This window comes from Bacillus sp. AK124 (assembly GCF_053903085.1).
Genome location: NZ_CP096378.1, coordinates 2112516 through 2134389, shown reverse-complemented (window position 1 = coordinate 2134389; position 21874 = coordinate 2112516). Strand labels below are relative to the sequence as shown.

Sequence of the window (21874 nt, the reverse complement as noted above, 5' to 3'; positions counted from 1 at the left end):
TACTTTCGGCCAATTGACAATTTTTTCATGATATGTCCGTTGAAACCGTTGTAAAAATAGTGATAACGTAAAGATTGAACCGGTTCATCATGTATAAACGATTCATGTTAAAGGAGAGAGTTGACGTGGCAAATTCAAATTCACTTCAATCAAGCAAGCACTATGCCAATTGGATTCCGATGAAAGAAATCAGCTCCAGTAATGACCGGCTGTTTCCGTTCCCGATTTATAACCGGATCAGAAAGACGTCTCCTGTGCGTTACGATGATGAGCGAAAATGCTGGGATATCTTTTCGTATGAAGACGTTCAATTCGTGTTAAAAAACCCGAAGCTTTTCTCTTCAAAACGCGGCGGTAATATGGAAGGAAAAAGCATATTAACAATGGACCCGCCGAAACACACAAAAATGAGGGCCATCGTTAATAAAGCTTTTACGCCGAAAGCGGTGAAAGAGCTTGAGCCGCATATCGAAGAAGTGACGGCTTTTTTATTTAACGAAGCGAAACAGAAGGATTTGTTTGATGTGGTGGATGACTTGGCTGCTCCCCTTCCCGTCATTATCATTGCTGAACTTTTGGGCGTTCCGGCTGAAGACCGCCTCATGTTTAAACATTATTCAGACATCCTTGTCGCAGGTGCGGAAGACCGCTCGGCTGAAGCCGCTGAACAGATGTACAAACGCCGTGAAGAAGGCAATCGGTTTTTGGCGGATTATTTTAAAAACATTATCAAGCAGCGCAAAAAAGAGCCAAAAGACGACCTGATTTCGCTTTTGCTACGGGCAGAAGTTGACGGCAAGTCGCTGACAGAAGAAGAACTGCTGAATTTTTGCATCATTCTTTTGGTCGCAGGCAACGAAACGACAACTAACCTGATCGCAAACAGCGTCCGCTATCTCACCGAAGACAAAGCCACACAGGAAGCCGTAAGGCAAGATTTGTCCCTCGTTCCTGTTTTTGTTGAAGAAACACTGCGGTATTATCCGCCCGTGCAAGCAATCGGCCGCACGGCGGCTGAAGACCTTGACATCAAAGGCGTGCGGATTGCAAAAGGTTCCACGGTGATCAACTGGGTCGCTTCAGCGAACCGTGACGAACTGAAATTTGACGACCCTGACAGCTTTAAGCTTGATCGTAAATCAAACCCTCATATGAGCTTCGGCTTCGGCATCCACTTTTGTCTCGGTGCTCCCCTTGCCCGGCTTGAAGCGAAAGTCGCACTCGATTACTTGCTGCGGCATGCATCCGTGGAAAAGGACAGCTCAGAGGAGCTTGAAACGATTCAAAGTCCGTTTGTCTTCGGCGTCCGTCATCTCCCCGTACGCCTTTCGCAAAAATAGCACGAAAAAAGGACAGGCTGTTTCAAGCCTGTCCTTTCCTGATTGTTTAAGGGTTTGTAGACCACATGCCCGCTGATTTAATAAAAATGCGCGGATGCAGTTTAAGTTGGGCAACCATGTATTCCGCCAGATCTTCAGGCTGCATGACGCGTTCCGGATTGCCGTCTGTTAATTTGGAGTCGATTGCCAAGTCCGTCGCAACCGTGCTCGGTGTAAGAGCACTCACGCGGATATTGTGCTTTCTGACTTCCTGCATCAGCGATTCGGTCAGTCCGAGTACCGCGAACTTAGACGCGCTGTAGGCGCTTGTCCCGGCTGCTCCCCTTTGGCCTGCTGTAGAAGAAATATTAATAATATCGCCGGCTTTTCTTTCGATCATTTCAGGCAGAACGGCGCGTGTTACATTATAAACTCCCATCAGATTCACCTGGACAATATTTTCCCACTCCTCGGGGGATTGCTCAAGAAATCCTGCAAACCCGCCGATCCCGGCATTGTTAATGAGAATGTCGATTTGTCCAAGCTCTCCTTTTACGGATTGGACTGCACGTTCTACAGCTGTTAAATCCTTTACGTCAGCTGCGGCTACAGATACTTTTACGCCGAACGCCTTTAATTCCTCTGCTGCTTTTTCAAGATTCGCAGCTGTACGGCCGATAAGGCCGATATGTACACCTTCTTTTGCAAGGGCAATCGCTGTGGCGCGGCCGATCCCTCTTCCCCCTCCTGTAATCAGAGCGGTTTTGTTTTGTAAAGATTGCATATGAAAAACTTCCTTTCTATATGTATCACACGTTTAAATTATAGGAAAACAAACTACGTTTTTGCAAATATGACGACTTGTGAAGAATAAACCGCCTGCGCAGCTGGCATCTTCCGCGAACCGACCGGATTAAATCGGCCATCGTTATATTCGATTGCATGAAGAAACAAAAAAAGAACCATGGTTTTACCAGGTTCTTTTAATATTGCATAAAAACAGACGCGATGATATAATCAGATCACGCACGTTTAAAATTAAATGTCATAGATATCCCATCTTACATTTTAAGTCTACCATATCGGAAAGCTCTTGTCAAATTTTTTTTCGAAGGAGAGATGCAGAATGAGTCATTTCGTTCTCGGTTTTCATGAAATGGAAAAAACACAGCTTTTGCTTGTCGGGGGAAAAGGGTTAAATTTAGGGGAATTATCAAAAATTCAAGGAATACAAGTACCAGAAGGCTTTTGCGTCACGACAGCAGGATTTCAAAAAGCCGTCAAAGGAAACGAAACGTTCCAAGCGTTGCTGGCTCAACTGGCCATGCTAAAAGTTGAGGATCGGAATCAAATTAGTGACATCAGCAGGAAGATTCGGCAAATCATTATGGAAGCAGAAATTCCTGCTGATGTTGTGAAAGCAGTTGCTCACTATCTCTCTCAATTTGGCGAGAAACATGCTTATGTAGTGCGTTCTAGCGCGACTGCCGAGGATTTGCCGCATGCTTCTTTTGCAGGTCAACAAGATACCTATTTAAATGTTATCGGCAAGGATGCGATCTTGCAGCATATCAGCAAATGCTGGGCTTCCCTGTTCACGGAGCGCGCGGTCATCTACCGTATGCAGAATGGATTCGATCACAGGCAAGTTTATTTATCCGTTATCATTCAAAAGATGGTTTTCCCGCATGCTTCAGGAATTTTATTTACCGCTGATCCGATGACTTCCAACCGGAAACTGCTTTCAATCGATGCCGGTTTTGGACTTGGAGAAGCTCTGGTCTCCGGCTTGGTCTCTGCCGATTGTTATAAAGTGCAAAACGGACAAATCGCCGATAAGAGAATAGCAGCCAAGAAATTGGCGATTTATGGACGAGCACAAGGCGGAACAGAGACAAAGCAGATCGATCCTGATCAGCAGATGTCTCAAGCACTCACTGACGGGCAAATTTTACAGCTGGCACGTATCGGAAGACAGATCGAAGCTCATTTCGGCCAGCCGCAAGATATCGAATGGTGTTTGGCTGATGATACATTTTATATTGTTCAGAGCCGGCCGATCACGACTTTATTCCCGATCCCTGAAGCGAATGATCAAGAAAATCACGTCTATCTATCTGTTGGTCATCAGCAAATGATGACTGATCCCATTAAACCGTTGGGCTTGTCTTTTTATCTGTTAATTACTCCTGCACCTATGCGTAAAGCCGGCGGGAGATTGTTTGTTGATGTTGCGCCTAGGCTGACGACACGTGCCGGCCGGGAAGCTTTATTAAACACCGTGGGAGCAGATCCGCTTACAAAAGACGCACTCATGACCGTAATCGAGCGAGATTTTATAAAATTGATGCCAAATGATCAAACAGCACCGATTCCGGGCAACGGTCAAACAGATATGCCGGTGCAATTCGAGAACGATCCGACAATCGTTTCTGATTTGATGAAGCGCAATCAAACATCGATCGAAGAGTTAAAGCAAAACATCCAAGCGAAATCGGGATCGGATTTGTTTGATTTTATACTGGAAGATATCCAGCAATTAAAGAAGATCGTATTTGACCCGCAAAGTACGGCTGTGTTTATGGCTGCTATAAATGCGACAACATGGATCAATGAAAACATGAACAAGTGGCTAGGCGAAAAAAACGCCGCTGATACCCTTTCTCAATCTGTACCGGGCAATATTACTTCGGAAATGGGTCTGGCGCTGATGGATGTCGCGGATGTGATTCGCCCTTATCCAGAAGTGATTGATTATTTGCAGCATGCAAAAGAAGATCACTTTCTCGATGAACTGGTTAAGTTTAATGGTGGAAAGGAAATCCAAGACGCTATTTATGATTATCTCAGCAAATACGGAATGCGTTGTCCTGGAGAAATTGATATTACAAGACCTCGCTGGAGTGAAAAACCAATTACACTTGTCCCCATGATTCTTAGTCATATCAAAAACTTCGAGCCTAACGCCGGCAATCGAAAGTTTGAGCAAGGGCGGCGGGCTGCTTTGGAAAAAGAACAAGAGTTAATTGATCGATTGAAGCAATTGCCGGATGGTGAACAAAAAGCGAAAGAAACAAAACGAATGATCAACCTCATCCGGAATTTCATCGGCTACCGGGAATATCCAAAATACGGCATAGTCAGTCGCTACTTCGTATATAAGCAGGCATTGCTGAAAAAAGCCGAACAACTCGTACAAGCGGGCGTTATTCATGAAAAAGAAGATATATACTACCTCACTTTTGAAGAGCTTCACGAAGTCGCACGCACAAAAAAAATAGATAACCAGATCATCAGCAAACGGAAAGACGAGTACAAATTATATGAAAAACTAACTCCACCGCGTGTGATCACGTCTGATGGCGAAATCATTACAAGTGCGTACAAACGAGAAAATTTGCCGCCTAATGCGATTGCAGGCCTGCCTGTTTCTTCCGGAGTGATAGAAGGAAGAGCACGTGTCATTTTAAACATGGAAAATGCCGATCTGGAAGATGGAGATATATTAGTCACCTCCTTTACCGACCCAGGCTGGACACCATTATTTGTATCCATAAAAGGCCTGGTCACCGAAGTCGGCGGATTGATGACCCACGGAGCAGTGATCGCACGCGAATATGGCCTGCCGGCAGTCGTCGGAGTGGAGAATGCGACTGGGCTGATAAAAGATGGGCAACAAATTCGCGTGCATGGCACAGAGGGATATATCGAAATATTGTAATGGTGTCTGTTGCCCAAATAAATACGGGAGTCGACAGTGCATTTAAAAGAACTCTTCAGATTTAGTATCTATCAGGGAAAGGATCCGGAGATAATTTTCTTCAGTCAGAACAGCTGCCAGCAATACAGGTAAATTATACCTGTAATAATCGGCTGATTTGACTGAAAAGATGATCTATGTCCTTCCCTCCCTGTCTTTTCATAATCATCCATACGTTAACTTCAAAAGATGAACCTGACAATTTTATTGTAAATATGGGTGAAACCGAGTATACTCATATAGTTGCCAATCATGAAGAAAAACAATGAACGGCGGTGGAGACACGTTATTATATAAGATGAAAAACGAAAGAAACAAATTGGGACTCCGGATATCTGGGAATCCTACATATCATTTGTCGTCATGTTTTTGGGTAAATTGTATTACAGGAGGTTTGATATGGAGAAAAAGTTTAATTCCAAAGCAATATTAGTCACCTTCATGATTGGTGCATTTTTTGCAATATTAAATGAAACGCTGTTGAACATCGCATTAACAGAGCTGATGGAAGTCTTTCACGTTGATGCCCCGACTGTTCAATGGCTGGCAACCGGATTTATGCTTGTCATGGGTGTTTTAATGCCTATTTCCGCTTTACTGATTCAATGGTTCACGACAAGACAGATGTTTATCGGCGTCATGTCGATTTTTTTAGTCGGAACCATCATCGCCGCTTGTGCAGTGAATTTTCCGATGCTCTTGACGGGGCGCATGATTCAGGCGGTCGGTACAGGTCTCTTGATCCCTATTATTATGAACGCGCTCTTGCTCATTTATCGGCCTGAAGTCCGCGGGAAAATCATGGGGACGTTCGGTTTGGTCATCATGTTTGCTCCGGCGATCGGCCCCACTCTTTCGGGCGTCATTGTTGACATCCTCGGCTGGCGCTGGCTGTTTATTATCGTCATCCCTTTTGCAGTATTTTCAATCTTGTTTGCGGTGAAGTATTTGCAAAATGTCGGAGAAGCGACGCGCCCGCGGGCTGATTTTTTATCGATCGTTCTCTCAACCATCGGGATCGGCGGAATCGTATACGGATTCAGCAGTGCCGGAGAGGCTCCGGAAGGGTTTCAGTCCCCTCTGATCATCGGTGTAATCATCGTCAGCCTGATCAGTATCGTGTTGTTCGTGCTTCGTCAGCTGAAGCTTGAACAACCGTTGCTCGATGTGCGTGTGTTCGCCTATAAAAATTACACGCGCGGGGTCTGCCTATTTGTGATTGTCATTATGGCGATGTTCGCTTCCGAAATCGTGATGCCGATGTATTTGCAAGGACCGCTTGGTTTTACAGCCAAAGCAGCAGGGCTTTTACTTTTGCCCGGGGCCTTGCTAAACGGTCTCATGTCACCGGCCATGGGCGCTTTATTCGATAAGTTCGGGCCGAGAAAACTCATCATTCCGGGTACGATCGTTCTCGTCGGCGTGATGTTTTTCTTCAGCAGGATCAATCCTTCTGTGCCGGTCTGGGCGTTTATTATTGTGTACATCATCTTGATGCTGTCGATCTCAGCCATCATGATGCCTGCGCAGACGAATGCATTAAACGAATTGCCGAAACATTTATATCCTCATGGAACGGCAATCGCCAACACGCTTCAGCCTGTTGCAGGCGCACTCGGTGTTTCGGTGTTCGTCAGCATCATGAGCCAAGGCCAGAAAAGCTATCTTGCCGGACAAGAAGCCGCAAGCCCACAAATCGTGCATGAAGCGATGACACACGGTGTTCACCATGCCTACTGGTTTGCGCTTGCTTTATGCTGTATCGCTTTCTTTACCGCTTTATTTATTAAAAAAGCGGTCGCGCCTGATTTTGATAAAGAATAAACAAAAACTTAAAGGATGTCCTTCCAGGGGCATCCTTTTTTATCGTTGTTCTGCCGCGATTCTTTCGGCTCTTATTTTCAGAATTGACGAGATTTTGTGATATAATGCTAGAATCATATTCATTTTATCGGAAAGGAACGGATTCCATGGAGTCATTTGTTGATCAAAAAGACGGGATTTTCAAATCCGTATGTTCGCTCGACTGCCCGGATCAATGCGGGCTGCTCGTTCATAAAAAAGACGGAAAAATCGTTAAAATACAAGGCGACCCGGATCATCCGGTCACACAGGGCAATATTTGCAATAAAGTCCGCAATATGACGGAGCGTATTTATGATCCCAAACGGCTGAAAACTCCGCTGAAACGGACGGGTCCAAAAGGTGACGGGATTTTTGAACCGATCAGCTGGGATGAAGCAATTGAAACGATTCGCTCCCGCTGGCAGTCGCTCATTGAACAGGAAGGCCCCGAAAGCATTCTGCCCTACAGCTTTTACGGCAATATGGGGAATTTGACGGCTGAAGGAATGGACAGGCGCTTTTTTCACCGCCTCGGGTCGAGCCAGCTTGACCGGGCGATTTGCACTCCTGCCGGTTCTGTCGGCTATAAATACACGATGGGCGGAAGCATCGGCACAGACCCTGAAGATACAACGGAAACAAAACTGTTTATCTTTTGGGGAATCAATGCAGTCTCAACCAACATGCATCAAATCACTATTGCTCAAAAAGCCCGGAAAAACGGTGCAAAAATCGTTGTGATCGACGTTCATAAAAATCAGACAGGGCGGATGGCGGATTGGTTTATTCCGATTCGTCCCGGCACGGACAGCGCGCTTGCGCTTGGCATTATGCATGTCTTATTCGAGGAAAATTTGGCTGATGAACCATTTCTGAAAGAATTTACAGTCGGCCATGAAGAGCTCCGTCGCCATGTACTGCAATACGATCCCGCCACTGTAGAGGCAATCACCGGCGTATCCCGGAATGATATTATCGAGCTCGCCCGCTTGTACGGCCGCACCTCCCCTTCCCTGATCCGGATCGGCAACGGTCTTCAGCATCATGACAATGGAGGAATGATTGTTCGCACCATCGCGTGCCTGCCCGCGATCACGGGCCAATGGACGAAAAAAGGAGGCGGAGCGATCAAAGGCAACACGGCATTTTTGGCCTATAATACAAAAGCTTTGCAGCGTCCCGATTTACTAAAAGGCAGAACGCCGAGAGTCATCAACATGAATCAGCTCGGCAAAGCTCTCCTAGAAACCGAGCCTCCGATCCGTTCGCTGTTTGTGTACAGCAGCAATCCGGCCGTCGTCGCGCCGGAGGCGAACAAAGTCAGGAAAGGGCTTGAGCGCGAAGATTTATTCACGGTTGTTCACGATTTATTCCTGACGGAAACGGCACGGTATGCCGATATCGTCCTGCCGGCTTCTTCCGCTTTTGAAAATACGGATTTCTATACATCATATTGGCACCATTATGCGCAAATTCAGCAGCCTGTTATTGAAAAATACGGTGAGAGCAAGTCAAATACAGAAGTATTCAGACTTTTGGCTGAGGCGCTGGGCTTTGATGATGAACCGCTGAAAGATTCCGACGAAGAGATGATCAGACAGGCGCTTGACTACCCTGATAATCCGTGGCTCGACGGCATTGACTACGACAGCCTGACTGAAAAGCATTTTGTCAAAGCCAATCGGAAAACGATTTTTCCTGATAAACTGCCAACGCCCAGCGGAAAAATTGAATTGTACTCAAAACTGATGGAACAGCACGGCTATCCGGGCCTGCCGACTCATACCCCGCTTGTTGAAACTGACAAGTATCCGTTTTTATTTGTACCCGGACCGAATCATAATTTTTTAAATTCGACCTTTTCAAACAATGAAAAGCATATCAAACTAGAAAAGGAGCCGAAACTTCACTTAAATAGAAAGGATGCCGAAGAAAAAGGCATCGAAAACGGAGATTTGGTGAAGGTTTGGAATGACCGCGGATCATGTATCCTGCCCGCTGCGGTCGGAGAACACGTCCTTCCGGGTGTGGCCGTCAGCCAAGGATTATGGGCGGATGCAGATGGGAAGCATTATCTCGTCAATGCGCTGACGCCTGATCGATTAGCTGATATGGGCGGTGGAGCAACTTTCTTTTCCGGAAGAGTTCAAATTGAAAAAATATGAACGTGTACAAAAGACCGGTTGAAACAAAACCGGTCTTTTGTCACTTTGTCTTCTTTAAAGTTTTGGCATAATCGGCGGCGAACGCCGTGCTGTTTTTCAAAAATTTGATAATGGTTTGCAGTTCCCCCTCTGAATATCGGCTTAAAAATCCGGCAGATTCTTGCGCCAAGTCTTGAAAGATATGAGAGATCTTCTCCATGTTTTCCGGGATCAGCTCGACTAAAAGACGCCTTCTGTCGGACGAATCCCTGATGCGTCTGACATAGCCCGTTTTCTCAAGGCGGTCGATCACGCCTGTGATCGCTCCCGTTGTCAGCCCGCTTTTTGCGGCAAGCTCCCCCGCTGTTACTTTCCCTTCCCGCGCGATAATCTCAAGGCATTTATGATCCGTGGCGTTCAGTCCGATTTTCTCGCCGATCGCCTCGTGCAGAAAAATGGTTGCGGTGCTGTGAAATCTCAACTGCTGTATCAGCTCGTTGAGCAGCCCTTCTCCTTCAATATGATTTGTTCTTGACATCGGTAACACCCTTCTATAAAATCATTATGTCTTAGCAGCTAAGATATTTATTTCCTGATATAAATGATCATAACAGGATGAAGCGTCCATGCCAAACGCTGCTTTAGAACGAATTTATTTAAAGGAGAATAGATTGATTTGTCACAAACTCAAAATCGAAAATTAGGATTTGTTGTAGCAGGGCTTTTGCTTGCTATTTTGATGGCTTCGATGGACAATACCATCGTTGTCACGGCAATGGGAACAATTGTCGGCGATCTTGGCGGACTCGACAGCTTTGTCTGGGTTGTATCTGCCTTTATGGTCGCTGAAATGGCCGGCATGCCGATATTCGGCAAGCTGTCGGATATGTATGGAAGAAAACGTTTTTTTCTTTTTGGCAGCATCGTGTTCATGGCGGGATCAGCATTGTGCGGAACGGCTACAACCATTGAGCAGCTCAGCATTTACCGCGCGATCCAAGGAATTGGCGGAGGCGCGCTCATTCCGATTGCTTTTACCATCATTTTTGATATTTTCCCGCTGGAAAAACGCGGTAAGATCACTGGACTTTTCGGCGCTGTTTTTGGCCTTTCGAGCATTTTCGGACCGCTCATCGGCGCCTATGTCACTGACTACATCAGCTGGCACTGGATTTTTTATATGAATCTGCCGCTCGGTATGGTTTCTTTTGTTTTCATTCTTCTATTTTACAAAGAAACGAAACAGCATGAAAAGCATCGCATTGATTGGCTAGGGGCGATCACGCTCGTAGGAGCGGTCGTCTGCCTCATGTTTGCGTTGGAGCTCGGCGGCGAGAAATACGCCTGGGATTCGAATGTCATCCTTACTCTTTTCGGAAGTGCAGCCGTCTTATTGGTTTGCTTCCTCATGATCGAACGTAAGGCCAGTGAACCGATCATTTCGTTTCATATGTTTAAAAACCGGCTGTTTGCCGGCAGCACGCTTGTCGCTTTATTTTACGGCGGGACATTTATTTCAGCTACCATCCAGATTCCGATCTTTGTTCAGGGTGTTTACGGAGATTCTGCGACAAACTCCGGGCTTGTTCTTTTGCCGATGATGCTCGGCTCTGTCGTATCAGCCCAGCTTGGCGGATTCTTAACGACAAAAATGAGCTACCGGAACATTATGCTCATCTCCGGACTGGTTCTCGTCAGCGGGTTTTCTTTATTAAGCACGCTTAACATTGACACTCCGCGTTTATTATTAACCATTTATATGATTGTTGTCGGCTTGGGAGTCGGTTTTTCTTTCTCTGTATTAAGCATGGCGGCTATCCATCATTTCGGCCCGGAACAGCGCGGCTCAGCGACTTCTACGAGCAACTTTATGCGCTCTCTCGGCATGACGATCGGCGCCAGTATGTTCGGCATGATTCAAAAAAACCAATTTTTAGAACAGATGGAAGATATGTTTAAAAGCACAGGCGCTTCAAATCTCGCCTCACCGAATGATGCCAACCAGATTTTGTCTAGTGCCCGGGCATCAATGCCGCCGGATATTTTAAATCACATCACCGAGGCGCTGTCACATTCGATTGTTCATACGTTTACTTGGGCAATTTTCCCCGCAGCGGCCGCCTTTTTGCTCGTGTTTTTCATGCCGAATGACAGGGTGGTGAAACCGAGAGCTAAGAAGCAAGTGAACAAAGCGGGCTGAACATCTAGCTTTGCAAAGGTTTCTTTTTCCTCATTTTCGAAATCAATAAAAGCGGAATCGGCACAATACCGAATAAAACAGCCGCTTGATAGCCGACCATGTCGCCGAGAGAAAATACATTATCGATATTTTTTGGCGTCATTGCGAGCAAATACATCACCGGAAGCAGACCGAACATGATCGGTCTGCTCTTTTTTTTGAAAATTTGCGACAGCCCCAGTGACGCAGCGTAAAATGAGACGGAAAAAGTCGCAAACAGCTGCATAATCCAGATGACAAGGAGCAGCGATTCAAAGCGTTCAAATATCAAGCCGGGCATTTCAAAACTGCGGATGAGATTAAGCGTCGGCCATGTCGTCGCGGTCACCCCTTCAACCGACAGCCCTCCAATCACAAATACGACCGTTGTTAAGTAAAAGAGCATTGCGATGCCGATTCCCATGACAACGACTTTGACACCATTTTTCGGCTTTTTCATGAACGCCAAAAGGAACAACATCACCTCTGCGCTGATAAACGAAATTGCTGTCGCTTTTGCCCCCTTTAATGCCGGCATGATGCCTTTCCCGAGGACTGGCCGCAGGTTATCCAGTTCGAATATGCCAAAACTCATAAATACGACGGTTAAAAAGAAAAGGATTGTAATCGGAAAAATGATTTCAAATAAACGGGCAAGCGACCCCATACCGTCTTTTATCGAATAAAATCCGACCCACATCGTCGACATGACGATCGCCCAAATCGGTGTTTGCTGCAGCAAAAAAAAGGTGATGACTTCTGCCATAATTCTTGCTTCAAAAGCCGCAATCGCTACAAAATGCTCAATAAACAGCAGGCTGATTACAATACTGAGCCACTTTCCGACAATGTCTTCCCCATATTGAAAAAATGTTTGCCCGGGGTAATCCTGGCTTAATTTTGTCATCACCACTCCGGCTGCCATTGTGACAAGTCCGCCTAATAGGACGGAAATCCATACATCCGGCGTACCGGCTTCTTCTGCAGCGGTTCTTGGCAAGGTGAGAATCCCGGCAGCCATAATATAACTGACTAAGACAACAATGGCCTGAGAAGTCGTAATTTTATCTTCGGAACGGATCATTGCGTATTTCTCCGCCTTTCGTGATTAGAAGTGCTTCTGTTACTGATCCCCAACGGTACCGTATTCTTTAATCGTGATTTGCACATGAAATGTAATCGGTATATCGGTAAAGGTCTCATCCCAATTTTTCTTTAGTTTTTCCCAAAGCCTCGGATGCTTGATCCTCATCTCGTTTCCGAATCCGGCAAGATCTGCTTTGTATTCGGTTTTCATTTTTTTTGTAATGTCCTCCATCGTTTTTTTTACGGTTTTCGCGGTTGTTTTTTCGACTTTTTCTAAAAATTTGTTATCAAAAGCTTTTTCATTCGTGCTCCAGTTTTCCGCAAGATACCCATCTGACTTTACGTTCACTTCAAAAGAAAGACGGTTTCCTTTGACAATGGGCTTGATGTCGCTTTTAATCGTTTCGACACCAAATGCAGTCACTTTTTTTTCTTCCGGATCATAACTTTTAACCGTGCCTCCAATTCCCATTCCGGTGATCCACATTACCCCTTCTAAGTCATGTTCATCCAAATAACCGATCAGCTTATTGGTTTTTCCGTTGATCGCGGCTGCTCCTGCATATTTGACTTCCCCATCGGTACCAATAACATTTTGAAGCAGATAGCTCGTTCCTGACCTCATTTTGCCTGTCAGTTTGGCAAGTGTCACAGGAGGAAGAATTTTTTTCGCTTTATATTCATTTTCGACGATTTTGCGCAGTCGAAACGCCGGCATTTCACCGGTTTCCTTCAGCTCAAGCGTGTCTCTCGCCCGCCCTCTTGTGACGATCACCATACTGCTCGGCCTGATTTCATTATCGCGGAGAGGCTGATCAAGCAGTTCTGCCAGCGAATAGGTGCGGAGAAGCTCAGCGGCGATGACAATCACCTTTAAATGAGGACTGAATACAGGCCTGTCCTGTCTCAATGCTACTTCAGAGTTAATTTGCTGAAGCGAGTCCCCCGTTTCATAAACGTTAATATACGATTTTTGATCAGTGCTTCCTCCAGTCGATTTTGAACCGGCCGCCTGTTCGTTCACGTATTGATAGATCATCGTGATCCGATCTTTTTTCGGGTAATCACCTCCCATTTCGTCAAATTTTTTTTCAAGTTCGGTTTCTTTGCCTTTGTCAATCCCCATCGCAAATGTGAGACCCAGCTCTTCAATTTCGTGGCTGCTCCAGCATCCGGTTAATAAAAACAAAAGTAAAGCAATCGTTAAGTAGCGAATGGTGTTAATTTTTTTCAAACTTTCTCCTCCTTACTTTCGATATCACCAAAAACATGAGCGGAATGAGCCCGACTAAAAAGATGGCGCTGTTGCCGATCAGATCTCCCATTTGAAAGAGCTGGTCGATATTTTTAGGCGTCATCGCAATGAGATAAATAACAGGAAGCAAGCCGAATAATATCGGTTCCATCCTCCTCTTCAAGAGTTGTGACAGACCTATAGCAGCAGCAAAATAGCTGATCGTAAAATTGGAGAATATTTGCATGATCCAGATGACCAGCAGCAAGGACTCAAATCGTTCAAAAATCAGCCCTCGTATTTCAAAGCTTCTCATTAAATCAATCGTCGGCCAGGTCCGGGATGTCACTCCATCGATCGACAGTGCACCGATGACCATAATAACGGTGATCATATAAAAGACAATCGGGAAAGAAATACCTATTAAAGTAGCTTTTAACGCTTGCTCGGGCTTTCTCATAAAAGGAACGATGATCAGCAGAACTTCTATGCCTGTATAAGCAAAAGACGTTGTCTTGACTCCTTGCATCACCGGCACGATCCCTTTCCCGAGAACCGGACGCAAATTGTCGGTCTCGAATATGCTTGCACTCATAAATATGACGACAAGAAAAATAAGAACTGTAATCGGAAAAATGATTTCATAAAGTCGGGCAACCGGATTGATACCGCCGGTTATTAAATAGATCCCGCTCCATAAAAAAACCATCGCCATCGCCCAAAGCGGCGTGTCTTCCAGTAAGTAAAATCCCATAACCTCTGTAACAGAACGGACTTGGAAACTCGACGTTGCGAGAAAATAGCAAATCAAAAGCAGGCTGAAAAGCCCTCCCGGCCACTTGCCAATAATATCGCGGCTGTATTGATATAACGTTTTTTCGGGGTATTCCATGCTTAATTTCACCATGATGAAACCTGCCAATAGAGCAATCAATCCTCCAAATACAACAGACAGCCAGACATCCGGCGTCTTAACCGCTTCCACAGATGTCCGCGGCAGTGTCAAGATACCAGTTCCCAGCAGAAAATTCGTGATGACGATGACGGTTTGCGAAACGGTAATTTTGTCTTGCTGACTCACCATCATGGAGAAATCCCCCCTTTCCTTTTTCAATCATCAGCCTCTGTCAGTTCCTTGTTTCCTCCTTTTTATTTTTGAAATCACCAGCAGGACGAGCGGTGTCATGCCGCCTAAATAAACGCCGCTGTTTCCAATAAAATCTCCGAATGCAAACATGTTGTTGATATTTTTCGGGATCATGGCCATGAGATAAATCACCGGAAGTAAAGCAAACAGCATCGGCCGAATATTTGTTTTAAAGAGCTGGGCCAGGCCTAATGCTGCACCATAAAAAGAAATGACAAAGGTGGAGAACAGCTGCATGATCCAGATGACCAGCAGCAAAGACTCAAACCGTTCAAATATCAGACCGGGTATTTCAAAGCTTCTCATCAAATCAATCGTCGGCCAGGTTCGTGATACCACCCCGTCTATAGACAGGGCGCCGATTACCATAACGACGGTGATCATATAGAAAAGCAAAGGGATGGCGATCCCGATCACAACCGTATGAATGGCCTTGCGAGGCTGATACATGAAGGGCATCAGGATCAAAATGATTTCAATACCTGAAAAAGACAATGCGGTCACCTTTATTCCTTTTAAGACAGGCCCTATTCCCTTGCCAAGTACAGGACGCAAGTTGTCCACGTCAAAAATTCCGATACCCATAAACACGACCAGCAGAAAAAGAATAAATGTAATGGGGAGCACGATTTGGAACAACCTTGCGATCGAACTTAAACCGCCAACGATCAAGTATAATCCCACCCATAAAAAAATCATGACAATGGCCCAGCGGGGGGTTCCTTCCAGTAAAAAAAAGCGGATGATTTCAAGCATCGAGCGGACCTGAAAACCGGAATGGGCCAATAGATAAGATACGAAAAACAAGCTGATCAGGCTGCCGATCCATTTGCCGATGATGTCCTGACTGTATTCATAAAAGGTTTTATCAGGATATTGATGGTTGAGCTTTACCATGATGACCGCGGCCAAGAGAGCGACTAAGCCGCCTAATATAAGCGTGATCCAAACATCAGGGGTTCCGACCTCGTCAACAGACGTTCGCGGGAGCGTCAGGATCCCTGTCCCAAGCAGGAAATTGGTGATGATAACAGCTGTTTGCGAAGTGGTAATGCACTCTTCGTGCCTGACCATCATAAGCGTTTTCTCCTTTCTCTGCTACTGACGTGTCGAATCGTCTGTTTTTAGCATTTTCGGCCGCTTTTTCATCATCTGTATCGGCATGCGAACGATGAAATCTTTCCAATCTTGCAAACGATAAGGGACAGCCGGGCTTGCGTATGGAACACCAAAGCTTTTCAGCTTCACCGCGTGGCTGGCAAGCATGAGGAAAAACATAATCACCCCGTACAAACCGAACGTGGCTGCACAAAACATCGCCACAAATCTCAACATGCGCAGCGAAATACCGGCGCTGTATTGCGGAATGGCGAATGAAGAAATCGCGGTAACGGCGACAACGATGACCATAATCGGGCTGACAATGCCTGCCTGCACGGCAGCCTCCCCGATGATGATACCGCCGACGATTCCCATCGCCGGACCGATTGGTTTTGGCAGCCGGAGGCCGGCTTCGCGCAAAATTTCGATCGCCACTTCCATAATGAGCGCTTCGATCAGCGATGGAAAAGGTACACCCACCCTCGTTCCGGTAATGGAAATCGCAAGTTCACTCGGAATCAGCCCGGGATGAAACGAAATAAAGGAAATATATAAAGCGGGTCCAAGAAGCGAGATCATCGCTGCGCCAATTCGCATGATGCGGATCAGTGAACTCGGGAGCCAGCGTTCATAATAATCCTCGGGCGATTGCAGGAGCATACTGAATGTAACCGGAACGATTAAAACAAAAGGCGTCCCGTCCAATAAGATGGCCACTCTGCCCTCCATTAACGCACTCATCACCCTGTCAAGACGTTCAGTGCTTTGCACCTGCGGAAATGGACTGAGATAATTGTCTTCGATCAGCTGTTCGACAAAACCTGATTCGAGCACATCATCGATATCAATCTTTTCGATTCTTTTTTTGACTTCTTCCACCAGTCCTGGTTCAGCCACGTCTTTAATATAGGCGACGACAAGATTTTTGACAGCTCGCTTCCCAACTTGAAATTGAACCATAGACAAATTTTGATTTTTGCCGTGCTGCCTCAAAAGGGCTGTATTTGTGCCAATCGTTTCCGTAAAGCCGATGCGCGCCCCTCTGACCAAGGATTCAGATACGGGCTCTTCAATGTTCCTTGTATTTTTTTTAACGGTTCCCAGCAATAAAACTTCCGCTGAACCGTCGATCAGCAGTATGGCCGTACCCATCAACACTTCCGGCACCACTTCGCTGACATGCTTTGCCACTGATACTCCGCTGATTGATAAAATCTGCTTTTGGATTAAGTCCGGTATATTGCTGTTTAATGAAGAAAGCTCAATGTTATATTCTTTGGAGAAATCATCCATAAGGGATTTCATAATATGTTTGTCAATCAGGTCTTGATCTGCAAGCATTTCAACAAAAACAATCGCCGCCCGAATGCCGGTGCGCCCTAAGTTGAATTCTCGGAAATGAACGTCTGAGTTATTCTCCAAGGCTGTTTTGACCGCTTGCAGGTCGTGATCAAAATCGCCGGTCAAATACCCCGTTGATTCCAAAGCCGGCACTTCATTTTTAGGTTTTTCCGGCTTGTTGGACGATTGTATCAATCTGCGCGTTTTTGCTTTCCACCATCTCATATCAATCATCCCCTGCCGTACGAAGCCACAGAAATACTTTTGATATGGCAAACGGGACGAAAAAAACAAAAAAAGCCTGCATCAGGACCATCCAGTCCGGAAAATAGGAAACAATCGTTTTCCACATGTTGATCACCCTTTTTTATTGCTGTAGTAAGTCCATCATTTTTATCCTATTATTACCTTGGGTGCCATCTCTAATGGGTGGTAATTTAAACCACGTCAAACAAAAAAGAACCATCTGTGTTAAAAAACACAAATGGTTCTGTTCATTTATTCTTTTTCTAAAAACGCCCGTTTGCGTTTGGCCAGCTCTGAAAATTCCTGATCCAATTCATGATATCTCGGGTCTTGGGGGGTGAGTCCGGCTAATTCTCCGAGAACGGCGGTCATCCGATTTTCGATGCGAAGCCGTTCCTCTTCATCGCGTTTTGCATGTCGCTGTTTCTTTCTGCTCCGATAATCTTTCAATCCGGTTTCGACGCGGGTGATGCGCCCATTTTCAAATACGAGAAGTTTGTTACACAATTGATCTGTAAAATACAGGTCATGCGACACAATGATGATCGTGCCTTGAAACTCAAGCAATGTCTGTTCAAGCTGCTCTCTGCTTGGCAAATCAAGGTGGTTGGTCGGTTCATCCAGAATCAGCAGATCATAATCCTTTAAAATCATACCTGCCAGTTTAATCCGGGTCCGCTCCCCGAGGCTGAATGTCCCGATTTCATTATGAAAGCGGTTTTCTTTGATTCCCATATTGGCCAAAATGGTCCGCGCATTTGCGATTTCGGCTCTGTCAGACAAATTCAGTACTTCAGCCACTGTTTGATCAACGCTTAAATCACTGACATCCTGGCTTAAATATGCGGCCTTTACAGATCGGCTCTTCCATAGCGTTCCGGCTGTTGCAGGTTCAGCATCCAACATCATCTTCACAAGGGTCGTTTTGCCGCAGCCATTGTCTCCGATAAGCCCTATTCTCTCGCCATGTTTGACATAAAAATGGCTGTCTTTGAATAAGGTGCGTCCGTCAAACGCTTTTGTCAGGCCTTTCGCTTCGATAATCCGCTTGCCCCTTTTTTCTCCCGATGAAAATTGAAAATTGACAGATTCTGCTTCTTGTGGCTTTTCCGCTTTGTTTTTTTCAAGTTCCTGTTCAAGGCGTTTAAGCTTTGATTTGACTTGGTTATCGAGCTTTTTGGCTTTTACCCGGTGGTATTCTTTAAAGCCCAGCTGCCTTCGTTCTGACCGTGATCCCTGTTTTGTTGAGTCACGGTGGGCTTTCTGTGACCAATTTTGGAGCGTTGCAATCTGTGACTCGATTCTTTCTTTTTGCTTTTGCTGGACTTCATATTGGTGCAGACGTTCTTCATATAACCGTTTTTTCTCCTGCCGGTATGCACTATAGTTTCCTTGATAAGTGTGCAACTTCCCATCTTCCAGCTCAAGTATTTTGGAAACGGATTGATCCAAGAAATAACGGTCATGAGAAATAATCAATACAGCCCCTCGATATTGTTGCAGTTCTTCAAGGAGCCAGCTGATTCCTTTTAAATCCAAGTGATTGGTGGGCTCATCTAAGATGAGGAGGTCAGGCATCGTTTTCCAGACGTGCGCAAGCGCAAGCTTTAGTTTTTCTCCCCCGCTCAAATGACTGAGCCGCTCGGAATTCCAGCTTTGGACCTTTGATAAGCCAAGACGGCTGGTCAACTGATATAATTTCCCGCCCTCATCGTCTGTTAATATGCTGTTGAAGTCATGAACGGAGTACTCAATCGACTGGAGCAGATAGCCGATTTTAAGCGTCCGGTCTGTTTGAACAGTGCCTTTGTCAGCTTTTATATGACCGCTCAATATATTTGCGAGCGTTGTTTTCCCCGCTCCATTGTATCCGACCAACCCAATCCGCTCTTGATTGGAAATGTCAAAATCGATGTTTTTTAAAATCGTTTGCTCTCCAAAGCTTTTTTGCAAACCTCTTATTTTCATTAAGATCGTCATACCGTTCACCTCTGTTTTTATTTTGGCTGACAACAAAAAACCTCTCGCGGAAACCCGGAGAGGATATCATGCCAAAATATGCACCGTGAAAGCGGTATGAACCGATCCCATTTCTTTGCACGACAAAAAACATGCAAATTTCAGAAATTGATGCAAGGTATAAAAGGGCATACTCATCCTATTCTCCAAGTTTCCGTTTTTTCATATTAAAAAAAACGATGGAAAATAAGATTACTGCTTCATGTCCCCTATACCTATTCCTTTCACTGTATTTACCGATTAGTATATAAACGAAGGTAAACTTTGTCAACAGTTATGCAGCCCTTTTTTCAGCCAATCCCGAAAACTGTTGCCTTCGCCTTAGTTGAGCATTTTATTTTGAAGTCTAAATTTTAAAATTTGATGCAAAAGTGTGAAAATTGTCCGATATTAATCTCGTAACCTATAAAAAGGAGTTTTGGCGAATGAAAAAAATAGTAAATTGGATCAAGCATCCATCTCTTTCCAAAAGATTAGCGGTCTCATTTTTATTGATTTTAACACTCCCTGTTTTAATCCTTTCAGGTGTTTCCTATTATACGGCGGGAAGTTCGATTGAAGATGAAATCATGAGAAGCGCAAGAAACAGCGTGGATCAATTAAACGAAACGATCGATCAAAATATCGAAAAAAAAGCGGATGCTATTACATATTTCAGTGAAGTGATCAAAGGAAAAACATACAAGGATAAAGGCCAGACTTCGTTAAGACAACAGTTTGAACAATACGCCAGACAAAATAAAGATGTAGAAGCCGTGTTCACAGGCTCTGCAGACGGTGTCTACGTGCAGCATCCTTATACGAAAATGCCTGACGGCTATAATCCCGCGGAAAGGCCATGGTTCCAAGAAGCGGTTGAGAAAAAAGGCGAAATCATCGTCACTGATCCATACACCTCTGCCGCTACCGGCAACACGGTCATTACCATCGCCAAGCAGAATGAAGACGGGTCAGGCGTCGCGGCGCTCAGCTTGAATATCGATGAGCTGATTAAAGCGACAAATGATGTCAAAGTTGGAAAAGACGGCTTTGCTTTTATCTCAAGTGCATCTAAAAAATATATCGCCCATCCGAAGATTAAAGCCGGAACTGAAGGTGAAGGCAGTTGGGTTGACCAAGTTTACGGCAAAGAAAAAGGTGAATTCAAATATACTTTTGAAGGAAAAGAAAAGCAAATGGCGTTTGCAACAAACAAACTGACAGGCTGGAAAATTGCCGGGACAATGTTTTCCGATGAGATAACAAACGCCACAAAGCCCGTCTTTTATATGGCTCTTATCGTCTTTTCAGTGGCTTTGGTGCTAGGCGGAATTCTCATTTTCTTTATCATCCGCGCGATCAGCAAACCATTGAATCAGCTCGTTCAATCTGCAAAAAACATCAGCAGCGGCGACTTGACACAGCAAATTAAAGTGCGTTCAAATGACGAATTCGGGCAGCTCGGCACAAGCTTCAATGATATGGCGGAATCGCTCCGCACACTAATCGGCACCATTCAGGAATCGGTTGAGAATGTCGCCTCATCTTCAGAGCAGCTGACAGCAAGCGCGGAACAGACGAGCCAAGCGACAGAACATATTACTTCTGCGATCGAACAGTTCTCTAACGGGGCCGAAAGCCAGAATGAAAAAGTCGAAACCAGCTCACAGCAGCTCAGCCAAATGAATGAACATCTGAGCGAAATGACCGAAGTGTCGGAATCGATTACTGAATCATCGATCAAATCGACAGAAATCGCCGAAACCGGAGGAGAACTCGTTCAGAAAACGGTCGGTCAGATGAACTCCATCGATCGATCTGTCAAACAAGCTGAGAGCGTCGTCAAAGGTCTCGAAGGCAAATCGAAAGATATCACATCAATTCTCAGGGTCATTAATGGAATTGCCGATCAAACGAATCTATTGGCATTGAACGCTGCGATTGAAGCGGCCCGCGCCGGCGAGTCAGGCAGAGGCTTTTCCGTCGTCGCCGAAGAAGTTCGAAAGCTTGCTGCCCAATCAGCGGAATCGGCAAAAGAAATCGAAGCGCTGATTCAGGAAATCGTCAAAGAAATCGAACATTCTCTCAAGATGTTTCAATCGGTCAACCATGAAGTCCAATCCGGACTCAAAATTACCGAGAAAACAGAAACAAGCTTTCACGAAATCAGCGGCATGACGAATGAGATTGCCGGCAAGCTGCAAACGCTAAATGCAGCGGTCGAACAATTGTCTAAAGGCTCAGAGGAAGTCTCCGGTGCCGTTCAGGAAATCGCCGATGTTTCAAGGGAAAGCACAGCTGGAATACAAGATATTGCGGCATCAGCGGAAGAACAGCTGGCTTCAATGGAAGAAATCAGTACGTCTTCTGCCACACTTGAACAAATGGCGGAAGATCTGCGAGATTTAACGAAAAAATTCAAGGTGAAATAAAAA

General features: G+C 45.3%; 15 protein-coding genes. 6 read left to right on the top strand and 9 right to left on the bottom strand.

Features of this window, described 5'->3' with window-relative positions; all coding sequences use genetic code 11:
• The first annotated feature begins 125 nt into the window (after positions 1–125).
• Positions 126–1340, top strand: a complete 1215-nt coding sequence (locus M1E06_RS10820) for a cytochrome P450 (protein WP_080131420.1) — start codon at positions 126–128, stop codon at positions 1338–1340.
• Positions 1341–1386: 46 nt separating this feature from the next.
• Here the strand turns inward: M1E06_RS10820 and M1E06_RS10815 are convergent, their stop codons facing one another.
• Positions 1387–2103, bottom strand: a complete 717-nt coding sequence (locus M1E06_RS10815) for a 3-ketoacyl-ACP reductase (RefSeq protein WP_020451729.1) — start codon at positions 2101–2103, stop codon at positions 1387–1389.
• A 342-nt stretch (positions 2104–2445) separates the two neighbouring features.
• Here M1E06_RS10815 and ppsA point away from each other — a divergent pair, with 342 nt between their 5' ends.
• The 3 genes from ppsA to M1E06_RS10800 all read left to right on the top strand — a co-directional run bounded on the left by ppsA (position 2446) and on the right by M1E06_RS10800 (position 9089).
• The gene (ppsA, locus tag M1E06_RS10810; RefSeq protein WP_043054338.1) at positions 2446–5040 is read left to right on the top strand and encodes a phosphoenolpyruvate synthase; all 2595 of its coding nucleotides are present in this window, start codon (positions 2446–2448) and stop codon (positions 5038–5040) included.
• A gap of 438 nt (positions 5041–5478) precedes the next feature.
• Positions 5479–6903, top strand: coding sequence for an MDR family MFS transporter (locus tag M1E06_RS10805; protein ID WP_026579590.1), 1425 nt, complete (start codon positions 5479–5481; stop codon positions 6901–6903).
• A 146-nt stretch (positions 6904–7049) separates the two neighbouring features.
• Positions 7050–9089 carry a molybdopterin-containing oxidoreductase family protein gene (locus M1E06_RS10800; protein ID WP_023855732.1) on the top strand — a complete coding sequence of 680 codons (2040 nt, stop codon included), beginning with the start codon at positions 7050–7052 and terminating at the stop codon, positions 9087–9089.
• 40 nt (positions 9090–9129) lie between these two features.
• Here the strand turns inward: M1E06_RS10800 and M1E06_RS10795 are convergent, their stop codons facing one another.
• Positions 9130–9606, bottom strand: a complete 477-nt coding sequence (locus M1E06_RS10795) for a MarR family winged helix-turn-helix transcriptional regulator (protein WP_023855731.1) — start codon at positions 9604–9606, stop codon at positions 9130–9132.
• 201 nt (positions 9607–9807) lie between these two features.
• On the opposite strand from M1E06_RS10795, the gene M1E06_RS10790 reads away from it, so the two are divergent.
• The gene (locus tag M1E06_RS10790) at positions 9808–11268 is read left to right on the top strand and encodes an MDR family MFS transporter (RefSeq protein ID WP_043054587.1); all 1461 of its coding nucleotides are present in this window, start codon (positions 9808–9810) and stop codon (positions 11266–11268) included.
• 4 nt (positions 11269–11272) lie between these two features.
• Here M1E06_RS10790 and M1E06_RS10785 read toward each other — a convergent pair whose 3' ends face one another.
• The 7 genes from M1E06_RS10785 to abc-f form a co-directional block, all read right to left on the bottom strand.
• Positions 11273–12370 (bottom strand): spore germination protein, encoded by a 1098-nt coding sequence (locus M1E06_RS10785; RefSeq protein ID WP_023855729.1) that lies wholly within the window; start codon positions 12368–12370, stop codon positions 11273–11275.
• 39 nt (positions 12371–12409) lie between these two features.
• Positions 12410–13606 carry a Ger(x)C family spore germination protein gene (locus tag M1E06_RS10780; protein WP_023855728.1) on the bottom strand — a complete coding sequence of 399 codons (1197 nt, stop codon included), beginning with the start codon at positions 13604–13606 and terminating at the stop codon, positions 12410–12412.
• Positions 13593–14693 (bottom strand): spore germination protein, encoded by a 1101-nt coding sequence (locus tag M1E06_RS10775; RefSeq protein ID WP_023855727.1) that lies wholly within the window; start codon positions 14691–14693, stop codon positions 13593–13595. Before M1E06_RS10775 ends, M1E06_RS10780 begins: the two co-directional genes overlap by 14 nt.
• Positions 14694–14723: 30 nt before the next feature.
• Positions 14724–15830, bottom strand: a complete 1107-nt coding sequence (locus tag M1E06_RS10770) for a spore germination protein (RefSeq protein ID WP_080131421.1) — start codon at positions 15828–15830, stop codon at positions 14724–14726.
• A gap of 21 nt (positions 15831–15851) precedes the next feature.
• Positions 15852–17420, bottom strand: a complete 1569-nt coding sequence (locus tag M1E06_RS10765) for a spore germination protein (protein WP_080131422.1) — start codon at positions 17418–17420, stop codon at positions 15852–15854.
• Position 17421: 1 nt separating this feature from the next.
• Positions 17422–17547: a hypothetical protein gene (locus M1E06_RS10760; protein ID WP_023855724.1), complete on the bottom strand. Its 126-nt coding sequence runs from the start codon at positions 17545–17547 to the stop codon at positions 17422–17424.
• 146 nt (positions 17548–17693) lie between these two features.
• On the bottom strand, positions 17694–19421 hold the full coding sequence (gene abc-f / locus M1E06_RS10755) for a ribosomal protection-like ABC-F family protein (protein WP_026579585.1): 1728 nt from the start codon (positions 19419–19421) through the stop codon (positions 17694–17696).
• A gap of 464 nt (positions 19422–19885) precedes the next feature.
• Here abc-f and tlpB point away from each other — a divergent pair, with 464 nt between their 5' ends.
• Positions 19886–21871 carry a methyl-accepting chemotaxis protein TlpB gene (gene tlpB, locus M1E06_RS10750; RefSeq protein WP_035338596.1) on the top strand — a complete coding sequence of 662 codons (1986 nt, stop codon included), beginning with the start codon at positions 19886–19888 and terminating at the stop codon, positions 21869–21871.
• Positions 21872–21874: the final 3 nt, after the last annotated feature.

Excerpts from the sequence above, each read along its gene's own strand:
- abc-f (WP_026579585.1), bottom strand. The coding sequence starts at position 19,421 with ATGACGATCTTAATGAAAATAAGAGGTTTGCAAAAAAGCTTTGGAGAG.
- tlpB (WP_035338596.1), top strand. The coding sequence starts at position 19,886 with ATGAAAAAAATAGTAAATTGGATCAAGCATCCATCTCTTTCCAAAAGA.
- M1E06_RS10795 (WP_023855731.1), bottom strand. The coding sequence starts at position 9,606 with ATGTCAAGAACAAATCATATTGAAGGAGAAGGGCTGCTCAACGAGCTG.
- M1E06_RS10790 (WP_043054587.1), top strand. The coding sequence starts at position 9,808 with ATGGCTTCGATGGACAATACCATCGTTGTCACGGCAATGGGAACAATT.
- M1E06_RS10775 (WP_023855727.1), bottom strand. The coding sequence starts at position 14,693 with ATGATGGTGAGTCAGCAAGACAAAATTACCGTTTCGCAAACCGTCATC.
- M1E06_RS10805 (WP_026579590.1), top strand. The coding sequence starts at position 5,479 with ATGGAGAAAAAGTTTAATTCCAAAGCAATATTAGTCACCTTCATGATT.
- M1E06_RS10770 (WP_080131421.1), bottom strand. The coding sequence starts at position 15,830 with ATGATGGTCAGGCACGAAGAGTGCATTACCACTTCGCAAACAGCTGTT.
- M1E06_RS10815 (WP_020451729.1), bottom strand. The coding sequence starts at position 2,103 with ATGCAATCTTTACAAAACAAAACCGCTCTGATTACAGGAGGGGGAAGA.
- M1E06_RS10800 (WP_023855732.1), top strand. The coding sequence starts at position 7,050 with ATGGAGTCATTTGTTGATCAAAAAGACGGGATTTTCAAATCCGTATGT.
- ppsA (WP_043054338.1), top strand. The coding sequence starts at position 2,446 with ATGAGTCATTTCGTTCTCGGTTTTCATGAAATGGAAAAAACACAGCTT.
- M1E06_RS10785 (WP_023855729.1), bottom strand. The coding sequence starts at position 12,370 with ATGATCCGTTCCGAAGATAAAATTACGACTTCTCAGGCCATTGTTGTC.
- M1E06_RS10765 (WP_080131422.1), bottom strand. The coding sequence starts at position 17,420 with ATGAGATGGTGGAAAGCAAAAACGCGCAGATTGATACAATCGTCCAAC.
- M1E06_RS10760 (WP_023855724.1), bottom strand. The coding sequence starts at position 17,547 with ATGTGGAAAACGATTGTTTCCTATTTTCCGGACTGGATGGTCCTGATG.